Annotated in this window: 19 protein-coding genes, 5 tRNA genes and 1 pseudogene; 6 read left to right on the top strand and 19 right to left on the bottom strand. The window is 65.5% G+C overall.

Going from position 1 to position 20,576, the window contains the following annotated elements; translation table 11 throughout:
* The 5 genes and pseudogenes from ACWCIA_RS13045 to ACWCIA_RS13025 all read left to right on the top strand — a co-directional run.
* Positions 1-404: pseudogene (locus ACWCIA_RS13045) on the top strand (hypothetical protein); the annotation flags it as partial.
* 90 nt (positions 405-494) lie between these two features.
* On the top strand, positions 495-950 hold the full coding sequence (locus ACWCIA_RS13040) for a hypothetical protein (RefSeq protein WP_454163845.1): 456 nt from the start codon (positions 495-497) through the stop codon (positions 948-950).
* Entirely contained in the window at positions 947-1,627 is a 681-nt protein-coding gene (locus tag ACWCIA_RS13035) for a C39 family peptidase (RefSeq protein WP_454163844.1), read from the top strand. Before ACWCIA_RS13040 ends, ACWCIA_RS13035 begins: the two co-directional genes overlap by 4 nt.
* 11 nt (positions 1,628-1,638) lie before the next feature.
* On the top strand, positions 1,639-2,157 hold the full coding sequence (locus ACWCIA_RS13030) for a hypothetical protein (RefSeq protein ID WP_454163842.1): 519 nt from the start codon (positions 1,639-1,641) through the stop codon (positions 2,155-2,157).
* Positions 2,158-2,181: 24 nt separating this feature from the next.
* Entirely contained in the window at positions 2,182-3,645 is a 1,464-nt protein-coding gene (locus ACWCIA_RS13025; RefSeq protein WP_454163840.1) for an acetate kinase, read from the top strand.
* Between the two features lie 118 nt (positions 3,646-3,763).
* On the opposite strand, the gene ACWCIA_RS13020 is transcribed toward ACWCIA_RS13025, so the two are convergent.
* Entirely contained in the window at positions 3,764-5,665 is a 1,902-nt protein-coding gene (locus tag ACWCIA_RS13020) for a glycosyltransferase family 2 protein (protein WP_454163838.1), read from the bottom strand.
* A gap of 419 nt (positions 5,666-6,084) precedes the next feature.
* On the opposite strand from ACWCIA_RS13020, the gene ACWCIA_RS13015 reads away from it, so the two are divergent.
* Positions 6,085-6,768, top strand: a complete 684-nt coding sequence (locus tag ACWCIA_RS13015) for a hypothetical protein (protein WP_454163836.1) — start codon at positions 6,085-6,087, stop codon at positions 6,766-6,768.
* Between the two features lie 24 nt (positions 6,769-6,792).
* On the opposite strand, the gene ACWCIA_RS13010 is transcribed toward ACWCIA_RS13015, so the two are convergent.
* From ACWCIA_RS13010 to ACWCIA_RS12925, 18 genes are all read right to left on the bottom strand, one after another.
* Positions 6,793-7,044, bottom strand: a complete 252-nt coding sequence (locus ACWCIA_RS13010; RefSeq protein ID WP_454163834.1) for a hypothetical protein — start codon at positions 7,042-7,044, stop codon at positions 6,793-6,795.
* Between the two features lie 71 nt (positions 7,045-7,115).
* A tRNA-Cys gene (locus ACWCIA_RS13005) sits at positions 7,116-7,189 on the bottom strand.
* A gap of 76 nt (positions 7,190-7,265) precedes the next feature.
* Positions 7,266-7,341 (bottom strand) — tRNA-Gly (locus ACWCIA_RS13000).
* A gap of 28 nt (positions 7,342-7,369) precedes the next feature.
* Positions 7,370-7,445, bottom strand: a tRNA-Gly gene (locus ACWCIA_RS12995).
* A 49-nt stretch (positions 7,446-7,494) separates the two neighbouring features.
* Positions 7,495-7,570 (bottom strand) — tRNA-Gly (locus ACWCIA_RS12990).
* 87 nt (positions 7,571-7,657) lie between these two features.
* Positions 7,658-7,733: transfer RNA gene (locus ACWCIA_RS12985), tRNA-Gly, on the bottom strand.
* 88 nt (positions 7,734-7,821) lie between these two features.
* Positions 7,822-8,400 (bottom strand): CDP-diacylglycerol--glycerol-3-phosphate 3-phosphatidyltransferase, encoded by a 579-nt coding sequence (pgsA, locus tag ACWCIA_RS12980; protein ID WP_454163832.1) that lies wholly within the window; start codon positions 8,398-8,400, stop codon positions 7,822-7,824.
* Positions 8,401-8,755: 355 nt separating this feature from the next.
* Positions 8,756-10,648, bottom strand: coding sequence for an excinuclease ABC subunit UvrC (gene uvrC / locus ACWCIA_RS12975; RefSeq protein ID WP_454163853.1), 1,893 nt, complete (start codon positions 10,646-10,648; stop codon positions 8,756-8,758).
* Positions 10,649-11,015: 367 nt separating this feature from the next.
* Entirely contained in the window at positions 11,016-11,417 is a 402-nt protein-coding gene (gene acpS, locus ACWCIA_RS12970; protein ID WP_454163830.1) for a holo-ACP synthase, read from the bottom strand.
* On the bottom strand, positions 11,414-12,202 hold the full coding sequence (locus tag ACWCIA_RS12965) for a pyridoxine 5'-phosphate synthase (protein WP_454163828.1): 789 nt from the start codon (positions 12,200-12,202) through the stop codon (positions 11,414-11,416). Before ACWCIA_RS12965 ends, acpS begins: the two co-directional genes overlap by 4 nt.
* Before the next feature lie 16 nt (positions 12,203-12,218).
* Positions 12,219-13,103, bottom strand: a complete 885-nt coding sequence (gene recO, locus ACWCIA_RS12960; RefSeq protein ID WP_454163827.1) for a DNA repair protein RecO — start codon at positions 13,101-13,103, stop codon at positions 12,219-12,221.
* Between the two features lie 24 nt (positions 13,104-13,127).
* Positions 13,128-14,144 (bottom strand): GTPase Era, encoded by a 1,017-nt coding sequence (era, locus tag ACWCIA_RS12955; RefSeq protein WP_454163825.1) that lies wholly within the window; start codon positions 14,142-14,144, stop codon positions 13,128-13,130.
* Between the two features lie 3 nt (positions 14,145-14,147).
* Entirely contained in the window at positions 14,148-14,948 is an 801-nt protein-coding gene (gene rnc / locus ACWCIA_RS12950; protein ID WP_454163851.1) for a ribonuclease III, read from the bottom strand.
* Positions 14,949-15,161: 213 nt separating this feature from the next.
* Complete coding sequence (locus ACWCIA_RS12945; protein ID WP_454163823.1) at positions 15,162-15,572, bottom strand: DUF4845 domain-containing protein; 411 nt, start codon at positions 15,570-15,572, stop codon at positions 15,162-15,164.
* A 27-nt stretch (positions 15,573-15,599) separates the two neighbouring features.
* Positions 15,600-16,514, bottom strand: coding sequence for a signal peptidase I (gene lepB / locus ACWCIA_RS12940; protein ID WP_454163850.1), 915 nt, complete (start codon positions 16,512-16,514; stop codon positions 15,600-15,602).
* Positions 16,511-18,304, bottom strand: a complete 1,794-nt coding sequence (lepA, locus tag ACWCIA_RS12935; protein ID WP_454163821.1) for a translation elongation factor 4 — start codon at positions 18,302-18,304, stop codon at positions 16,511-16,513. Before lepA ends, lepB begins: the two co-directional genes overlap by 4 nt.
* Positions 18,305-18,811: 507 nt before the next feature.
* Complete coding sequence (locus ACWCIA_RS12930) at positions 18,812-19,087, bottom strand: glutaredoxin family protein (RefSeq protein WP_454163819.1); 276 nt, start codon at positions 19,085-19,087, stop codon at positions 18,812-18,814.
* Positions 19,084-20,538 (bottom strand): DegQ family serine endoprotease, encoded by a 1,455-nt coding sequence (locus ACWCIA_RS12925; RefSeq protein WP_454163817.1) that lies wholly within the window; start codon positions 20,536-20,538, stop codon positions 19,084-19,086. The genes ACWCIA_RS12930 and ACWCIA_RS12925 overlap by 4 nt, the downstream gene beginning before the upstream one ends.
* Between the last annotated feature and the right edge of the window lie 38 nt (positions 20,539-20,576).

Genomic DNA, 20,576 nt, shown 5'->3' with positions numbered 1-20,576 from the left:
CGGGCGGCTCGACCGGCCTGGCCTCGAACACCGGCGGCGCAGGCGCGGCCGGCGGCGCGGCCACCTCGGGCAGCGCCACCAACGGCTCGACCACCTCGGGCGCGGCGACGGCCGGTGACGGCGGCGCGGGCGGTACCGGCGGCACCGGCACCGGCGGCGCGGGCGGCACCTCGGGCGCCAACACTGCAGGCACCGGCACCGGCGGCGCAGGCGGCGCGGCCACCGGCGGCGCAGGCGGCACCAACACCATCAATGCCGGCGCCTTCGACATGTCGAACGCCATGACCAGCGTCGGCCAGTCGGCGGCCGGTGTGATGGTGATCAGCCAGAACAACGGCTTCTCGTCCCTGATCCAGCAGAGCGTCAACGTGCAGAGCAACCTGGCGGTCGGCAGCGGCCAGTAATCCCCTGCCTGCAAGCCGTACTGTGTAAGAAGTGACTCCCGAAGACGGCCGCGCCCTCCGGCGTGGCTGTCTTCGGCTTCAGGAGAGACGATGAACAAGACTTTTGCACATGCCCGCCCGGGCCGGGCCTGGGCCCTGGCGCTGGCCGCTACCCTGGCCTTACCCGCCGTCGCCTCCGAGCCCGTCGCGCCCGCCGTGCTGGACGCGGACGAACTGAGCGTGCCTGCCGTGGACGCGTCGCGCGAACTGCGCACCCTGCCTGCCGTCCAGACGCGCGCTCCGGTATTGGCCATCGGCGGCGCCGCCGTCGAAGCGGTCGACCTCGAGCAGCTGGAGCACGAACGGGGACGCGCCGACACGGTCGTCAACGACACCAAACTGAACGGCGACGTCGCCAACAACAGCGCGGTCAACGTCCAGACCGGCTCGAACACGATCGACGCCGGCTCGTTCGCCAACATGTCCGGGATTCCGGTCGTGATCCAGAACAGCGGCGCCAACGTCCTGATCCAGAACGCCACCGTCATCAATTTGCAATTCCAATGAAACTACGCGCACTCGTCCTCCCCGCAGCGCTGCTGCTGGCCCCCGCTGCGGCCGGGGCCGCCGAGCTGTCCCTCCCGAGCGGCATGCGCGTCGGCATGCCGGTCAAGAGCATGAAGGACCTGCGCTTCCAGGCGACCCTGCGCCAGCAGTACGACTTCAGTTGCGGCTCGGCTGCGCTGGCCACGCTGCTGACCCACCACTACGCCACGCCGACGAGCGAGCAGGATGCTTTCCAACATATGTTCACCAGCGGCGACCAGCAGAAAATCCGCCGCGAGGGTTTTTCGCTGCTGGACATGCAGCGCTTCCTGAAGAGCCGCGGCTTCACCGCCAACGGCTTCCAGCTGCCGCTCGACAAACTGATCGAGGCAAAGCTGCCGGCCATCGTCCTCATTTCCGACAACGGCTACCACCATTTCGTGGTCATCAAGGGTTTCGACGACGGACGCATCCTGCTGGGCGACCCTTCGCGCGGCACGCGCGTGATGCCGCGCGAGCGCTTCGAGGCGATCTGGGCCAACCGCATCCTGTTCGTGGTCCATGAAGGACCGATCCAGCCGGGCTTCAACCTGGCCGCCGACTGGCGCAACGCGCCGCGCGCACCGATCGGCGAAGGCGTCAGCCGGGCCGTCGAAAGCACCTACGGGCTGCCGAAATTCGGCCCCTCCGATTTTTAAGGAACTGCACCATGCCGCTTCATCTTTCCCTGCCGTTCCTGCCGCTCCTGTTATTGCCGCTCGCCGGGCTGGCCATGGCCGCGCCGGAATCCGGTGCGCAGCCGGACCCGTTCCAGTCGGCGAACGCGGTCGACAGCGCCACGCTGGACGCAGCCCGCGGCGGCTTCATCACCCCGGGCGGCCTGGTCGTGACCCTGGGCCTGGAGCGCCTGGTCAGCATCAACGGCAACGTTGTCGAGCGTACCGAAATGCAGCTGGGCGACATCGGCAAGCTGGCCAACGGCGAGGCCAGCCTGTCCAGCGAAGCGCTGGGACAATTACGATTGATCCAGAACGGCGAGTCCAGCCTGGTCACGCCGAATACGCCCAACCTGCTGGGCGGCACCCTGATCCAGAACACCCTGAACGACCAGTTGATCAAGAACCAGACGTCCATCAATGCCACGGTGAACACCGCAGGAATGTTACGTGCGCTCAATTTCGGCACGAGCCTGAATAATGCTTTGTCAACAGCCGTCGCACCCCGCTGACGGCTCCTCACCATGGAGCGATTTATGCAGAAGATTCCGGCGCTGTGTGTGGGCGCCCTGGCCGTCAGCGCGGCGTTTGCCGTCCTGCCGGCCAAGGCGCAAACCGTTGCCGAACTGGTCGAGCAGGTCAAGGCGATGCGCCAGCAGCTCGAATCGCAGCGCGCCCGTATCGACGAACTCGAACGCGACGTGCGCAGCGCGCGCCGCACCGAGCCCGTCCCCGCGCCGGCTGCGCCGGCCTCGCCCGCACTGGCCGGCACGCAGCTTCCTGCCGCTACCCCGGACGAGCTGGCGGCCACGCGCGGCGCGGGCGCGGCGCCGCCGAATCCGGCCGCGGCCTCGCCGCTGGCGGCCGGGCTGGCGCTGCCGGCGCCAAGCGCCCGGCTCGAGCTGCTGCGCGGCACCGGGGGCGCTCCTGCCGGCGCCCCGCAGACCCCGGCCGCACCGGCCGCCCCCGTCGGCGGCCCGGCCAGCGCCCCGACGGCGGCCACCAACACGGCGGCGGTCGGCCGTGCCCCGGCGCGCGACAGCCGTACGCCCGAGGTCGCTCCAATTTTCGAACAACCCGGCGTGCTGACGCCGCGCGGCAAATATGTGTTCGAGCCGGCCATCCAGTACGGCTATTCGTCGAGCAACCGGGTGGCCCTGGTCGGCTACACGGTGATCCCGGCGCTGTTGATCGGCCTGATCGACGTGCGCGAAGTCAAGCGCAACACCACCACCGCCACCGTCACCCTGCGCCGCGGCCTGAGCAACCGCTTCGAGGTCGAGGCCAAGCTGCCCTACGTGTACCGCAGCGACGCCACGGTAAGCCGCGAGGTATTCACCGGCACCGCGGTCGAGCGTGCTTTTGAAACGAGCGGCAAGGCGGTCGGCGACGTCGAGCTGGCTGCTCGCTACCAGTTCAACGACGGCGGTGTCGACAAGCCCTACTTCATCGGCGGCCTGCGCTTCAAGTCGCGCACCGGCAAGGATCCCTTCGAAGTCGTCACGGATTGCCAGCGGCGCTGCATCGGAGAAAACATCACCGGCAGCGGCCTGCCGCTCGAACTGCCGACCGGTTCCGGCTTCTATTCCCTGCAGCCCAGCCTGACCTGGCTCTTCCCGTCCGACCCGGCCGTGTTCTTCGGCAGCTTCAGCTATCTGCACAATTTCAAGCGCGATGTCTCGCGCACCGTGCTCGGCGGGGTACTGGAGTCGCTGGGCGAAGTCGCGCCCGGCGGCGTGTTCGGCTTCAATTTCGGCATGGGCCTGGCGCTCAACGACAAGGCCTCGTTCAGCGTCGGCTACGACCACAACTCGGTGGCGCGTACCAAGCAGTCGGGCCGTACGGTGCCGGGCTCGGTGCGCACCCAGCTCGGTACTTTGCTGATCGGCTACTCTTACCGGCTGAGCGACAAGAAAACGCTGAGCGTCGCCGTTGGCGCAGGTCTCACCCGCGACACGCCGGACGTGACGCTGATGGTGCGCGTGCCGATGTCGTTCTGATCGGGCTTTTGCCGGCAGTGTCGCGCCGACGCGTGTGGTGTGGCGCAGCCCAGCCGTCGCAGCGGCATGGACAGTCGTGTCCATGCCGTTTTTTTTCGCGCGTCCGCTCTGTGCCGTTTCAGAACGCGACCCCGGGCCGCTCCACCTCGCGCCGCCTGTCCGTGCGCGGGCCGGCGCGCGCCCAGGCGATCGTCTGGCGGAAGAATGCGACCAGTTCGGGCACGTGCGGATCGAAGGTGAATCGGTCCCGGCTGGCCTCCACCCGCGCGCGGACGGCGTCGAGCGCGGGACGGTCGCGCAGCCTTGCGGCCAGCTCGGGGATGCTGTCGTAGAACACGCCGATGCCCAGGGCCTGCGCCAGCGACTGGGTGGCGACGATCGCGCCCGTGTTGTCGCGCTGGATCATCGGCAGTCCGGCCGCCGCCAGGGTTGCCACGCGCGCCGGCGTGTTCAGGTCGTCCCAGTTCGCGCGGCGCAGCTCGCCCTCGTTGCTGCTGGCAAAGGCGTGCAGCCAGCCGGCGTCGTAGCGCGAGAATTCGCTGCGCCAGGCCGCCTGGTCGACGTTGGCATGCAGGTGCAGGTGGCGCGGGGCCAGCTTCTGCGCATCCGCTATCCAGCCGCGCCACTGGCCCTGGGTGAAGTCGCCATAGAAATGCAGGTGGATGCCCTCGCCCGCCAGTTCCGCCACCGTGTGCGGATGCAACCCGATCGGGCGGCCGGGGACGACCGTGTGGAGTTCGCCATCGCCCTCGGACAGCCGCGGCGAGCGCGCGCCGGCGACCGAGGCCGCCAGCGGCAGATCGCCGTCGAGGACGTGCGCGGGGCCGCTGCCGGACAAGCCCGGCACCGCCGTATCGAACCAGTCGCGCATTTCCGGGTTGCTGAACAGGCGCCCGTCGGCCTCGCGGTACAGATCGACCAACTGCGGCCAGAGCCCCTTCTCCAGGCAGATGAAGGGCCCTTCCTTGAAATGCCAGGCGAAAGGAATGCCGGGCGTGGCCCGCATGACTTCGTGCACAAAGGCGACCGCCTGCCAGTTCAGGAGGCCGTAGATGATGTCGGGCTGGAGCCGCTCGATCGCGGCGCGCCAGTCGTCGGCCGGCAGGTCTTCGACATGGCCGAAGGGCAGCGGCCCCACGGTGTTGAACCAGTAGGGCCGGGGCGTCCAGAGGCCGTACAGGCGGTGCCCCGCCTGTTCCAAGGCCAGCACGCGCTCGGCGTTGTAGGCCAGCTCGCCCACCAGCAGGATGCTCAGCCCGTTGGCGGCGCGGGGCGCGGCGGCGCGCTCGCGCGCCTCCCGGTACTGGCCGACCTCGTCGATGGCATTGCCGACCGAGGTGCGGAAGCGCAGCGGCGTGGCGATCCGGTAATGCCGGCGGAAGGGATTGATGCCGCCCAGCGGCTCCTGCATCAGCTTGTGGCGCTGCAGCGGATGGTCGACCCACTCGCAGCTGACGAGGCCGCTGCCGGCGAAGTCGCCGAACGCGCGCAGGCGCTGCCAGAACAGTTGCTCCAGGTCGTCGGACTCGCACTCGCCGCGCTCGGTCCAGCGCGCGGCATTGCGCCGGTGCAGGCATTGCACGAGCTGCAGCCAGGAGCCGGGCAGCTGGCCGGGCGCGCTGCGGTTGGTGTGGTGGCGCAGGCCCGAATAAGCCAGCACGGCGCCGGGCCGGGCGTCGAGCACGGCGCACAGCCCGGCCAGGTGGTCGCGGTAGTAGACGTCGTCGCTCGGCAGGTAGGCGATCAGCGGCGTACGGGCGTGCTCCAGGCCGATGTTGAGCGCGCGGCCCAGGCCTTCATTGCGCTCGTTGCGCAGGTAGTGAATGCGTGAGTCCGGAGCGTGCAGGCCGGCGCGCCAATGGAGCAAGGTATCGCGTGTCGCGCTGCCGGAACCGTCATCGATGACGATCGCTTCCCACTCGGTCATGGATTGCGCGATCAGGCTGTCGAGCGCCCGCGGCAGGAAGGCGGCCTGCTCGTAACTCGGGATCAGCACGCTGACGCGCGGCGCGGGGCTCATCGCCGCTCTCCAGGCCGGGATGCGCCACGCCGCCACGGTTCGGCCTCGCCGTGAAGGAACTGGTGCAGGGACTGGTGCAAGGGCTGGTACCTGGTCGCGTGCATGGTCTCGGTTCGCCGTCAAGGGACTACGTCAGGAGATTCGCCTAGCTTATGGCCGGGCGACCGGCATCGTTTGCGCGAAATCAGGCGTGTTCGAGGAACTGTTCAGTTGCTTGCGACTCTGACTTGACAGGCTGATCCACTTTCATGACGCCCGGCGGGAAAGTCCCGCGAGGATCGCCTGACACGGCACATGCCGTTACGTGGAGCCTCGGCCCTGCCCTGCAATCCTTCAGCCGGCGGCCCTTTGCGGGACAACCGTTCCAGCGCCTGACATGAGGATAACTTATGGAAACGCCTGAACTATTTGCAAAGCTGATGGATCGCGCACGCGTCGTGGCGCAACTAGCGCGCCTGCCGGTGGCCCGGCTCCGTTTCGAGCAGCGCCTGCACCCGGAAGACATCCGCCGCGCCCACGCCAACTTCACCCGGCGCCATCCGCGCCTCAAGATATTCCGCAACAAGACCATGGGCATCGCGCTCATCGACCTGGCGGCCTTCGGCGGCGAACCCGGCAACTACCTGCACAGCGTGCGCCGCGACGGCTACGCCGGGTCGAAGAGCAGGAAAGCGACCGCGCGCGGCTACCGCCTGCGCCCGATCGACCGCAACGAGCACATCGACGAGATCCACGCCATCCATACCTCCTGCGAGGAACGCCAGGGCCGTCCAATGGACGGCGCCTACCGCATCCGGAAAACGCACTACGACAACCCGCCCCACAGTGCGTGCTACGGCGTGTTCGACACCCACGGCCGCCTGTCGGCCTATTGCAGCGTGCTGCGCTACGGGAATTTCGTGTCGACCGATCAGTTGATGGGCTACAAGAACAACGACGGCATCATGTATTTGCTGCTGTCGGCCATCGTTTGCCGCCTGATAGAGGAGCGCGATGTCGATTACTTCATGTACGACACCTTCCTCGGTGCCCAGCCGGGCCTGCGCGACTTCAAGCGGCGTATCGGATTTCGCCCCTACCGGGCGCGTTACGAGCTGGTGTGATTGCCCGGGTTCCGGGCGCTGCGCTCAGATGAAGGGCCAGCTGAGGATGCGCTTGACGTGCAGCACCGAGCGGGTGACGACGTAGGCGATTGCAAAGCCGAAGGCGAGGACGCTGCGTCCATCGCCCAGGGCGGCGAGCCACACGCCGCCGACGGTGGCGCCGGCGACCAGCACCATCAGCCAGAGTTCGATGCTGAGGAAGAAATGAATGGCCTCGCGCCAGACGCGCAGCGTGAGCGCTCCGGCTTCCTTGATGGTCTTGATGTCGTGACCCATGGTCTGTTCGCTAAGAAGTGGAGCCAGAAATGCAAAATCGCCGGCGGGCGGCGATTTTGTGTCATGCATTCTGGAGGCGAGGACGGGAGTCGAACCCGTCTAGACGGCTTTGCAGGCCGCTGCATAACCGCTTTGCTACCTCGCCAGAGTATATAGTACGACTGCTGAGCTGGAGGGTTATGTTCCAAATCAACATGAGAAGCAATGTCTTCTCTGAATTCTGGAGCGGGAGAAGAGTCTCGAACTCTCGACCTCAACCTTGGCAAGGTTGCGCTCTACCAACTGAGCTACTCCCGCTTAGGAGTCCTGCTATCGACACGCCTGATGGAGCGGGAGAAGAGTCTCGAACTCTCGACCTCAACCTTGGCAAGGTTGCGCTCTACCAACTGAGCTACTCCCGCACGGAGTGTGTTCCAACTAGTTTTACACCTTACTGCTGCCCCAGAGAACTGGAGCGGGAGAAGAGTCTCGAACTCTCGACCTCAACCTTGGCAAGGTTGCGCTCTACCAACTGAGCTACTCCCGCATTCTGGAAACATCGATTATCGCAGAAATTGTTTCAACTTCCAAGACAACCCGTACTGCATCTGTTACTGCCGACTTCTTGCAAACTTGGAGCGGGAGAAGAGTCTCGAACTCTCGACCTCAACCTTGGCAAGGTTGCGCTCTACCAACTGAGCTACTCCCGCTTTGTCTGTCGTTTGCTGCGATGTCGTCGCAACAGGCAAGCATTATAGATGATCTGATCCGTACGTCAAGGATGCGAAAGAATTAATCTTACGAATTCCCGCTCTTTTCCTTGATCAGCGGCCACGCACGGCGCAGGTAGTAGAACATCGACCACACGGTCAGCACGCCCGCCACCCACAGGAAGACCTGGCCCCAGTAGTACATGTCGATGCCGAGCAGGCGGTCATGGAAGAGCAGCATCGGGATCGCGGCCATTTGCGCGGCGGTCTTCACCTTCCCCAGCGAGCTGACGGCCACCGACTTGCGCGCGCCGATTTCGGCCATCCATTCGCGCAGGGCCGAGATCGTGATCTCGCGGCCGATGATGATGAAAGCAATGATGGCGTTGACGCGGTCGAGCTGGATCAGCACCAGCAAGGCGCCGGCCACCATCAGCTTGTCGGCGACAGGGTCGAGGAAGGCGCCGAAGGCCGAGGTTTCGTTCCAGCGCCGCGCGAGGAAGCCGTCGAACCAGTCGGTGACGGCCGCCACGATGAAGACCAGGGTCGCCGCCAGGTTGCGGTCGGCCAGCGGGAGCCAGTGGGTGGGAAGGTAGTAAACGCCGACAACGAGAGGAATCAGTGCTACACGTAACCAGGTCAGGAGAATCGGGATGTTAAAAGGCATAGGGGCTTGAACTGGCTTACCGTTGGAAAAATGCGTGCGCCGCTAGTCTACATGGGTATTGCTTTTTAAACCAGTTGAGCTCAGCGGTGGAGAACGGGAGCCCGATCGAGGGGATGCGCAGACCCGTAGGGTGGACGGCTATACCTTCACAATTTGCATATGGCAGGTGTTTGTGCCGTCCACGCGTTCAATGGGCGGGTGCGCTGTCGCGTGGTTTCTTCTGATGGTTGAACGCGTGGACGGCGGTCAGGCAGCTGGTCCGCACGCGTTCGGGTGGAGCCGACTACCCTACGTCCCTTGCCGATGTCGCAGGACGTGTCGAGCGAGGCGGACTGGCCGGCCTCGCTACCGGACCTCAATGCAGCTGGCGATAAATCTCTTCCGCCAGCGCCGTCGAGATGCCTTCGACCTGGCACAGGTCTTCGACGCTGGCGTCGATCACGCCGCGCAGCCCGCCGAAGCGGGCGAGCAGGCGCTGGCGGCGCTTGGCGCCGATGCCTTCGATTTCCTCCAGGCGCGAGGCCTGGCGGGCCTTGGCGCGCTTGGCGCGCATGCCGGTGATCGCGAAGCGGTGCGCCTCGTCGCGGATCAGGGCGACGAGCATCAGGGCGGCCGATTCCTTGCCCAGTTCCTGCGGCGCGCGGCCGTCGGCGAAGATCAGGGTCTCGAGGCCGACCCGGCGCCCCTCGCCTTTTGCCACGCCGACGATCAGGCCGATGTCGAGGCCGAGCTCGGAAAACACCTGGCGCGCCATTTCGACCTGGCCCTTGCCGCCGTCGACGAGCACGACGTCCGGCATGACGCCGTCGCCGCCGGCGACCTTCTCGTAGCGGCGCATCAGCACCTGGCGCATGGCCGCGTAGTCGTCGCCGGGCGTGATGTCGTTGATGTTGTAGCGCCGGTACTCCGAGTTCTGCATCGTGTGGTGGTGGAACACGACGCAGGATGCCTGCGTCGCCTCGCCCGCCGTGTGGCTGATGTCGAAGCATTCGATGCGCAGGCTTTCGAGGTCGGTCGCGTCCAGCGACAAGGCCTCGGCCAGCGCGCGCGTGCGCGACTGCTGCGACCCTTGTTCAGACAACAGACGTGCCAGCGAGATCTCGGCGCCCTTTTGAGCGAGCTCAAGCCATTGGCGGCGCTGGCCCTGGGGCTGGAAGATCAGGTTGATGCGGTGCCCGCACTGCTCGGTCAGCGCCACCATCAGTTCCGGCTGGTCGAATTCGATGTTCAGGATCAGGGTGCCGGGGATAAACTTGTCGGTGTAATGCTGCACCAGGAAGGCCGCCAGCACCTCGCATTCGATCGAGGCCTCGGCGATCGCCTCCCCGACCTGGGTCGGAAAATAGGCGCGGTCGCCCAGGTGGCGGCCGCCGCGCACCATCGCCAGGTTGACGCAGGCACGCCCGCCCTGCACCACCACGGCGATCACGTCGACGTCGGCGTCGCCGGTCGTTTCCATGCTCTGCTGGTGCAGCACACGCGAGAGCGACTGGATCTGGTTGCGCACGCCGGCTGCCTGCTCGAACATCAGCTTTTCGGCAAACCCGTGCATCTTTTGCTGCAGGTCTTCCATGACCTCGGTCTGGCGCCCGCGCAGGAACTTCGCGGCGTTCTCGACATCTACCTTGTACTCATCCTTGTCGATGAGGTTCACGCAGGGCCCGCTGCAGCGTCCGATCTGGTGCAGCAGGCAGGGGCGCGTACGGTTGGTGAACACGCTGTCCTCGCAGGTGCGCAGCTGGAATACCTTTTGCAGGATCTGCATCGATTCCTTCACCGCCCAGGCGCTCGGGAAAGGACCGAAGAACTGGCTCTTCTTGTCGAGGGCGCCGCGGTAATAGCCCATGCGCGGGAAGTCGCCGCCCGACAGTTTGAGATACGGATACGATTTGTCGTCGCGGAACAGGATGTTGTAGCGCGGCTTGAGGGCCTTGATCAGGTTGTTTTCCAGGATCAGGGCTTCGGCTTCGCTGTGCGTGATCGTCGTTTCCAGGTTGGCGATCTGCGACACCATCATCGCAATGCGCGGGCTCGACAGGTTTTTCTGGAAATAGCTCGAAACCCGCTTTTTCAGGTTGCGCGCCTTGCCGACGTAGAGCACGTTCTGGTTGGCGTCGAAATAGCGGTACACGCCGGGCAGGTCCGGCAGCTTGGCCACCGTCGCCAGCACCTGCTCCCTGGCCGAGGGGCTGGGCTGGACGGGGTCGGCCGCGTCCCCTTTCAGGGTCGCGGTCAGCTCTTCCTTCATCACCTGCCAGGTGTCGGGACGCGCGCGGGGCGCCGGCGCCTCGGAGGCCTTGGCCCTGGTTTTGCCCGTGCGGGCCGGCTTGCCCTCGACCGGATGCGGGGCGGGCATGGCAGCTCCGCCGGCTGCCACATAAGCCACCGGCGCTTCCGCCACCTGATTGGCGACGCTGTTGTCTGGCGCCGGGGTCTCCGGCAGTTCGGGGGATTGCACTTCCTTGGTCACTGGCGTATCGCTTGCGTAGTAGTTACTGGCTGATTAAAGCGTCAAATAAAACCCGGGTGGCGAGGCCTCGGGACGATGGCGACATCGTCGAAGACAGTACGCCTGTTCGGCGGAGCAAGGCGCGCGTGCAAGGCGCGGCAGGTTGTCAGGCGCCCAACGGCTCCTGCGTCACGATCACGAAGGCGACGCCGTAGTCGGCTTCGTCGCTGATCGTCACCTGTGCGCTCAGGCGGTTCTGGCGCATGAATTCTTCCAGCGCGCCGCTGCACACGATGACCGGCTTGCCGCTGGGCGCATTGAGCATCTGCGCCGAGCGCCAGGTCATCGGCATGCGCATCCCCAGGCCGATGGCCTTGGAAAACGCTTCCTTGGCCGAAAAGCGGGTGGCCAGGAAACGCAGGCCGCGCACTTCGCTGCGCGCGCGCCGGGCGCGGAATTTTTCCAGCTCCTCGGGGCCAAGGATTTTCTCGGCGAAGCGCTCGTTGCGCGCCAGCGCCGCCTCGACACGCGAGATCTGAACGATGTCGGTGCCGATTCCGTAAATCATTGCGCCCCCTGTGCCAGGGAGCCCCCCAGCGACACGCCCAGGCGGGCCGCCACCATGATCGCCTTCATCTCGCGCACCGCATTTTCCCAGCCGGCGAACAGCGCCTGGGCGACGATCGCATGGCCGATGTTGAGTTCGGCGATCTCGCGGATCGCGGCCACCGGCTGCACGTTCGTGTAATGCAGGCCATGGCCCGCATTCACCACCAAACCATGGCGCATGCCCGCGAGCGCGCCGGCCTTGATCCGCTCCAGTTCATGCGCTGCCTCCGCGCCTTCCGCTTCCGCGTAACGGCCCGTGTGCAGCTCGATCACGGTGGCGCCCGTACGGCCCGCCGCTTCGATCTGCGCCTCGTCGGCATCGATGAAGAGCGACACGCGGATGCCCTCGTCTTTCAGCTGTTTCACCGCCGTCTCGACTTCCTTGAAGTAACGGATGACGTCGAGTCCGCCTTCGGTCGTGACTTCCTCGCGCCGCTCGGGCACCAGGCACACGTCCTGCGGGCGCACCTGGCAGGCGAAATCGATCATCTCCTGCGTGACGGCCGCTTCCAGGTTCATGCGCGTGGCCAGCTGCGGGCGCATCGCCAGCACGTCGGCATCCTTGATGTGGCGGCGGTCTTCGCGCAGGTGCAGCGTGATCAGGTCGGCGCCGGCCTGCTCGGCCAGCAGGGCCGCGCGCAGCGGGTCCGGATAGACGGTGCCGCGCGCATTGCGCACTGTGGCGATGTGGTCGATGTTCACGCCCAGGTCGATGACCGGGCCGGCGGGTTGCAGGAAGCTCATGGTTTTTTGGGAAATGTTATAACTGCATCAAATCGATCAAAATCTGCCGGGTATTGAGCGGCGTGCCGCCCAGGTGGTGCGCCAGCAGGAAGCGCATCAGCTGCTTGCTCTGTGCCTGGGTCGCCGGATCGCCATAATCCTCGCGCTCCATGTCGAGCAGGGTTTTGCCGGAGACCACGGGCCAGACATCCGAAACCCGCGCCTCGCGCGCGCCGCGCTCCGGGTCGACAACGTAATCGCTGGCGGCGACCACCGCCTCGCGCGTGGTCGTCGAGCGGCCCAGGTCGGCGGCGACGCCTGTTTCCTTAAGTAAGGCCCGTTCGAATTTTCGCAAGGCGATTTGTGCCGGTTCGCCGTGCGCCAGCTCGTTAAGCGTGGAAATGTAATGGTCGAACAGGGCGCGGTGCGGGTCGTCGCGGGCCAGCAGCTTGACCAGCAATTCGTTCAGGTAAAAGCCGCACAGCAGCGCGGTGCGCTCCAGGGGCAACATGCCGCCCACCCATTCGGCGTCGATCAGGGTGCGCAGCTCGGACTTGCCGCTCCAGGACACCGACAGCGGCTGGAAGGTCTGCAGCACGCCGCGCAGCTTCGAGAGCGGCCGCTTGGCGCCCTTGGCCACGACCGCGATGCGGCCATGGTCGCGCGTAAACAGGTCGACGATGAGGCTCGTTTCCTTGTAGGGATAGCTGTGCAGCACGAACGAGGGCTGGCCGTTGATGCGGACGTTGCCGACCGGGGCGCGGTTGCGCCGTACCGGCGCCGGCGGGCCGGGGGGCACGACCGCAGAAGGAACGGCGGGGGCTGCCACGGCCGGCACGGCCACGACGGGCATGTCCGCATCCGGCGCCCCGGCTTGCGCCTGGGCGTCCTGGGGCTTGAGGTCGGCGTCGGGGCTCGTCATGCGGGCTGGCTGTGCTCCGGGCGCTTACTCGTAGCCGTAGGCGCGCAGGCCCGCTTCGTTGTCGGCCCAGCCGGACTTGACCTTCACCCAGATCTCCAGGTACACGGGTCCGCCGAACAGCTTTTCCATGTCCAGGCGCGACTGGGTCGAGATTTCCTTCAGGCGGGCGCCCTTGTTACCGATGATCATCGATTTATGGGTGTCGCGCTCGACCAGGATGGCCGCGAAGATGCGGCGCAGGTTGCCTTCCTGGAGGAACTGCTCGATCAGCACCGTGCTCGTGTAGGGCAGCTCGTCGCCCAGCAGGCGGAACACTTTTTCGCGCACGATCTCGGCGGCGAGGAACTTCTCGCTGCGGTCGGTGATGTCGTCCGGGCCGAAGACCGGCGGATTTTCCGGCAAGTGGTTGCGGATCTCGCGCTCGAGGGAGTCGACCTGGAAACGCAGCTTGGCCGACACCGGCACGATGGCCGTGAAGTCGCGCAGCGCCGCCACTTTCTGGGCGAACGGCATCAGGGTCGCCTTGTCCTTCATGCGGTCCGACTTGTTGATCACCAGGATGACCGGGACGTTCTTCGGCAGCAGGTCCAGCACCTGCTGGTCGGCCGGGCCGAAAGTGCCGGCCTCGACCAGGAAGAGGACGACGTCGGAGGCGGTCAGCGTGTTCGCGACAGTCTTGTTCAGCGTTTTGTTCAGCGCATTTGCATGACGCGTCTGGAAGCCCGGCGTATCGACGTAGATAAACTGGGCGTCGTCATGGGTCTGGATGCCGGTGATGCGGTGGCGCGTGGTCTGCGCCTTGCGCGAGGTGATCGACACCTTGGCGCCGATCAGCACGTTCATCAGCGTCGACTTGCCCACGTTCGGGCGGCCGACGATGGCGATGTAGCCGCAGCGGAAGCCTTCGGCCGAGGCGCCGCCGCTGGCGTCGCGCCGGTCGGCGAAGAAGGCGTTGACGTCGACCGCCGGCTTGTCGCTGGAGGAGGTATGTTCAGCCGGATCGTTGTCGTCTTGTTCGGCGGGGTTGTGTTCGTTATTCATGCTTCATGCCTGTTTGGTGGGGGCGGCGGCTTGCGCATCGGCTGCGTCCTCGCCCTGGATGGTGGCGATGCCCGCCAGCTTGAGCTGGGCGGCGCGCGGCTTGGCCTTGCGTCCGGCCACCGGGGTCTTGCGCAGCGCCTGTTCGGCCGTCTCGAGCGCGAGGCGGGCCGCGGCCTGCTCGCCGGCACGGCGGCTACCGCCGCGGCCGAAGACCTGGATGCCCAGTTTCGGCACCAGGCATTCGATCTCGAATTCCTGGTTGTGGGCGGCGCCGTGGGTAGCGATCACGTTATAGGTCGGCAGCGCGATGCGGCGGCTTTGGAGGAATTCCTGCAGCAGCGTCTTGGCGTCCTTGCCGAGCGTGCGCGGATCGACGGTGTCGAGCAGCGGGATGTAGAAAGCGCGGATGACGTCGCGCGCGGCTTCGAAACCGGCATCGAGGAAAATCGCGCCGAGCAGGGCCTCGAGGGTGTCGGCCAGGATCGACGGGCGGCGGAAGCCTCCCGACTTCAGCTCGCCCTCCCCCAGGCGCAGGAACTGCGACAGTTCCAGCTTCTGGGCGATCTCGAACAGCGACTGCTGCTTGACGAGGTTGGCACGCAGGCGCGACAGGTCGCCCTCGTCGAGGTGGGTGAAGCGCTCGTACAGGATCGAGGCGACCACGCAGTTGAGGATCGAATCGCCGAGGAATTCGAGGCGCTCGTTATGCAGGGCGCTGTGGCTGCGGTGCGTCAGGGCCTGCTGCAACAGGGCGGCATTCCGGAACGTATAACCTAAGCGCGTTTGCAATAACTGAAGATTCATCATGGGTTCATTCTAGTACGAACGCCGCAGTCGGCGGCGCTTGCCCCGCCGGAGCGGGCCGGTATGGCCGCGCCGGCGGGGCACGGGGTGGCGCGCAATGAGGGGGCCGGCACGCGGCGGACCGCGCTTGCGAGGCGCCGTGTTGCAGTCGGACGGACATCGGCGGCGGCCCGGCGCGGCGGCCGGGTCACCTGCCGTTGCGGCCTGCCCGGCTCAGTCGGCCGTGGCAGACTTGGCTGCGACGACGCCGCCGGCTTCGGTGGTGCCGTCGTAATCGATGACCAGGGTGGCGCGCTCCGTCAGTGGAATGCGCTTTTCGTAGGCGAAGCTGATCTCGGGATTGGCGCCGTCACGGGTGATGACGAGGTCGCGGCCGCGCACGACTTCGACGTTGTTGACTTCGGCAAACTTATCGAAGGCCTGTTGCATTTCAGCATTTGAACCGCCCGCCGCCTTGGCGCGGACGATGCCGTCCTGCACCGACCGGAACTCTAGCCAGGACGGTACGATCTTGATGGCCAGCACCGCGAGCAGGCCCAGCACCATCAACACCAGGATCAGCCCGGTCAGCGACATGCCCCGCTGCCGCGCCAGTCCCATTTCCTTATGCATATTCACTCGCATCTTGCCTCCTCAGCGACGACGGCGGCGTTACTTGATGCTGCCGATGCGCTTCGGATCGCCGAAGTTCATCCACACCAGGAACGCCTTGCCGACGATATTTTTGTCGGGAACAAAACCCCAGTATCGGCTGTCCGCACTGTTGTCGCGGTTGTCGCCCATCATGAAGTAATTGCCTTCCGGTACGATACAGGTAAATTTATCGTACGAATAGTCGCAGGCTTCGCGCATCGGGAAGTTCTCGACGGCGTCGAGGTTGAACGAGCGCGCCGGTTCCGAATTGAGGATGCGGTGCTGGCTGCCCGGCAGCTTTTCGATGAACTGCTTGTGGTAGACCGGCTTCTCGTCGTCGAGGTAATCGTCGAGCGGCGTGTAGTCGACCGGGGTGCCGTTCACCGTCAGGCGCTTGTTTTCATAGACGATCTTGTCGCCTGGCACGCCAATGATGCGCTTGATGTAATCCTGGCTCATGTCCTTCGGATACTTGAACACCATGACGTCGCCACGCTGCGGATCGTTCACCTCGATGATCTTCTTGTTGATGATCGGCAAGCGGATACCGTAGGTGTACTTGTTCACGAGGATCAGGTCGCCCACCAGCAGGGTCGGCACCATCGAGCTCGACGGGATCTTGAAGGGCTCCCACAGGAAGGAGCGCAGGAAGAACACGAGCGCGATGACCGGGAAGAAACTGCCCGAATACTCGACCCAGGTCGGCTGGCGCAGGTGCGCCGCTTCGATCGCGGCGCGCTTGTTGCTGTCGACCTTGATGCCTTCGCTGGTGAGCTTGGCCATGCGTGCATCGTACTCGGCCAGTGCGGCGTCGGCCGCGGCGCGGCGCCGTTTGGACAGGACCAGGACATCCCAAAACCAGATGACGCCCGTGATCACCATGAGCACGAGCAGAATGAGCGCAAAATTCGCCAGGATTGGTTGCATCGTTATTTGTCTTCCACTTGAAGGATCGCGAGGAAGGCTTCCTGCGGAATTTCCACCGAGCCCACCTGTTTCATGCGTTTCTTACCGGCTTTTTGTTTCTCAAGCAGTTTCTTCTTACGGCTGATGTCGCCGCCATAGCACTTCGCCAGCACGTTCTTGCGCAGCGCCTTGACGTTTTCGCGCGAGATGATGGTGGCGCCGATCGCCGCCTGGATCGCCACGTCGAACATCTGGCGCGGGATCAGTTCGCGCATCTTGGCCGCCACCTGGCGTCCGCGGTAAGGCGCGTTGGCGCGGTGCACGATGATCGCCAGCGCATCGACCTTCTCGCTGTTGATCAGCATGTCGACCTTCACCACGTCGGCCGCGCGGTTTTCCTTAAACTCGTAGTCCATCGAGGCGTAGCCGCGCGAGGTCGATTTCAGGCGGTCGAAGAAGTCGAGCACAATTTCCGCCATCGGGATTTCGTAGTGCAGCTTGACCTGGCGGCCGTGGTAGGCCATGTCCATCTGGATGCCGCGCTTGCCGTTACACAGCGTCATCACCGAGCCGACATATTCCTGCGGCATGTAGAGATTGACGTCGACGATCGGTTCGCGCACTTCGTTGATCTTCGACGGTTCCGGCATCTTCGACGGGTTGTCGACGCGGATGACGCTGCCGTCGCGCATCTCGACCTCGTACACCACGGTCGGGGCCGTCGTGATCAGGTCCATGTCGAATTCGCGCTCGAGGCGTTCCTGCACGATCTCCATGTGCAGCAGGCCGAGGAAACCGCAGCGGAAGCCGAAGCCCAGCGCCTGCGACACTTCCGGCTCGTACATCAGGGCGGCGTCGTTCAGCTTCAGCTTCTCCAGCGAGTCGCGCAGCGCGTCGTACTGGTTGGCTTCGACCGGGAACAGGCCGGCGAACACCTGCGGCTGGACTTCCTTGAAGCCCGGCAGCGGGCTTGGGGCCGGCTTGGAGGCCAGGGTGACGGTATCGCCCACCTTGGCGGCGGTCAGTTCCTTGATGCCGGCGATGATGAAGCCGACCTGGCCGGCCTTCAGTTCCGGCAGCGAGACCGAGCGCGGGGTGAAGACGCCGATGTTCTCGACCAGGTTCACGGAACCGGTCGCCATCAGCAGGATCTTGTCCTTCGGGCGCAGCGTGCCGTTGACGACGCGCACCAGCATCACGACGCCAACATACGGGTCGTACCAGGAGTCGACGATCAGCGCCTGCAGCGGGGCGTCCGGATCGCCCTTCGGCGGCGGCACCTTGGCGATCAGGGTTTCCAGCACGTCCTCGACGCCCAGGCCGGTCTTGGCCGAGCAGACGGTCGCGTCGGACGCGTCGATGCCGATGACGTCCTCGATTTCCTTCTTCGCGTTGTCCGGGTCGGCGTGCGGCAGGTCGATCTTGTTCAGGATCGGCACGACTTCCACGCCCAGGTCGAGCGCGGTGTAGCAGTTGGCCACCGTCTGCGCCTCGACGCCCTGGCTGGCGTCGACCACCAGCAGCGCGCCTTCGCAGGCCGACAGCGAGCGCGAGACTTCGTAGCTGAAGTCGACGTGGCCGGGCGTGTCGATCAGGTTCAGATTGTAGACCTGGCCGTCGCGCGCCTTGTATTGCAGGGCGGCGGTCTGCGCCTTGATGGTGATGCCGCGCTCGCGCTCCAGGTCCATCGAGTCGAGCACCTGTGCGTCCATCTCGCGGTCCGACAGGCCGCCGCACAACTGGATGATGCGGTCGGCCAGGGTCGATTTGCCGTGGTCGATGTGGGCGATGATGGAGAAGTTACGTATGTTGTTCATTAGCAAAGCTCAAAACCAAAAAGGGGCGAAGCCGCAGGCGGGTGGCCGGCCGGCGCCGAACTGCCGGCGCAATACGAAAAAAGCGCTGCGTCGGGGCGTGTCTACCCCAAGCGAGCGCCTTAGTTCCAACTGAGTTCAAGCGAGTTCAACTGAGTGCAACCTGGCTCAACGTGCAGAGCTCCCGGGACAGCGACGGAAGCTTTTTTCAAACCAGGCATTTTACCGGATTTCAGGGTAGAAAGCCCGGTTTCTGAGGGAAATTGGCCAGCAGGTGGGCGGTTTTCGGCGTCGCAGCCCATGATTGAGCGCCGGCGCGTGCCGAAGGGACGTAGGGTGGACGGCTTTGCCGTCCACGCGTCGATAGGCGAAGGTGGTCCATTCGCATCCGCACTGGTGAACCCTGTCGCCTGCATTGCGTGACGGCCGAGGTGGCGGGTTACGTTCTGGATGTGCGGCTGCGCATCGGCTGGTTGAACGCGTGGACGGCAGAGCCGTCCACCCTACGTCCTACGCAGCGTTGGCTGACTCCCGGTCGAGGTAGCGCCGCACCGCCGCCTCATCGAGGAAGTAATGGCACAACTCTGGTTCGTCGAGCCGGCCGTACAGCACCGGCACCAGCTCGTCGAAGCGCTCCACCAGGGCCGGGTCGGCGTCGACGTCGATCACGGCGACCTCGAACGGCTGCCCGCCTGGTGCAAGCGCCTGCAAGGCGGCCAGCATGTCCTCGCAGAGGTGGCAATAACTGCGCGAGTAGAGCGTAAAACGCGGAGCCAATGCGGTCATCGGGCCGCCACCGGCTTGATGACGAGATACTGGGTGACGTTGTCGCGCCGCACCAGCACGGCCACGCTCTTCTTCGGGTCGAGCTTGGCTGCGAGGGCGTTGAACTGGGCCGCGTCCTTGATCTCGACGTTGTTCATTTGCAGGATCAGGTCGCCGGCGCGGACGCCGGCCGTGGCCGCCCTGCCCTCGGCGGCGTCGACTGCGACGCCGCCCTCGATGCGCATCGCCTTGCGCTGTTCGGCGCTCAGGTTCGATACGTGCAGGCCGAGCGGATTGGGCGCGGCGCCGGGCGTCGGCTTGTTCGGCTGCGGCTTGGCGGTGGCCGTCTTTTCGTCCTCCAGGGCGACGATGGTGACCGGCACGTCGAGCTGGGCGCCGCGGCGCCATACGGTGACGCTGGCGCGGGTGCCGACCTTGGTGGCGCCGACCAGGCGCGGCAGGTCGCGCGTGGTCTCGATCGGCTGGCCGTTGAATTTCAGGATGATGTCGCCGACCTTGATGCCGCCCTTCTCCGCCGGACCGCCGGGCTCGACCATCGACACTTCGGCGCCGCGCGCCTTGCCCAGGCCCAGCGATTCGGCGACGTCGCGCGTCACCTCGCTGATCTGCACGCCGAGGCGCCCGCGCGTGACGGTGCCGGTTTTCTTGAGCTGGTCGGCAACGCGCATGACTTCGTCGATCGGCACGGCGAACGAAATGCCGTTGTAGGCGCCGGAAAGCGTGGCGATCTGCGAATTGATGCCGATGACTTCGCCGCGCATGTTGATCAGGGGGCCGCCCGAATTGCCGGGGTTGACGGCGACGTCGCTCTGGATCAGCGGCAGGTATTCGCCGGTGTCGCGCGACTTGGCCGAGATGATGCCGGCGGTCACCGTATTGTCGAGGTTGAAGGGCGAGCCGATTGCGATCACCCACTCGCCGACCCGGATCTTGCTCGAGTCGCCAGTGCGCAGGTAAGGCAGGTTGCCGGCGCTGACTTTCAGCAGGGCGACGTCGGAACGGCGGTCCGCACCCAGCACCTTGGCCTTGAATTCGCGGCGGTCGGTCAGCGTGACAGTGACTTCGTCGGCGCCCTCGACCACGTGGGCGTTGGTCAGCACGTAGCCGTCGTCGGAAATGATGAAGCCGGAACCGACGCCGCGCTGCACTTCCTGTTCTCCCTGCGGCTGCTGGGGCGAGCGCCGGCGCGGGATCGGCTGGCCGAAGAAGCGGCGCAGGAATTCCTGCATTTCCTCCTCGCCCGGACCGCCCTGCCCCATGCGCACCCGCTCGGTCGTGCGGATGTTGACGACCGCCGGCCCGGCCTTGTCGATCAGGTCGGAAAAGTCCGGCAGGCCGGTGACCACAGGCGTGGGAACCGGCGCCGCGCCGATCGCCGCGCCAGGGAGGGACAAACCGGCACACGCCAACAGCAGGGCCGACAGGACTACGCTACGGGTTTTGCTTGTCATGGGAGTCAGGAATGAGGACGGAATTGACGTTATGGTAA

Source organism: Massilia sp. SYSU DXS3249 (assembly GCF_053668055.1).
This window is presented reverse-complemented; position numbering and strand designations above follow the sequence as displayed.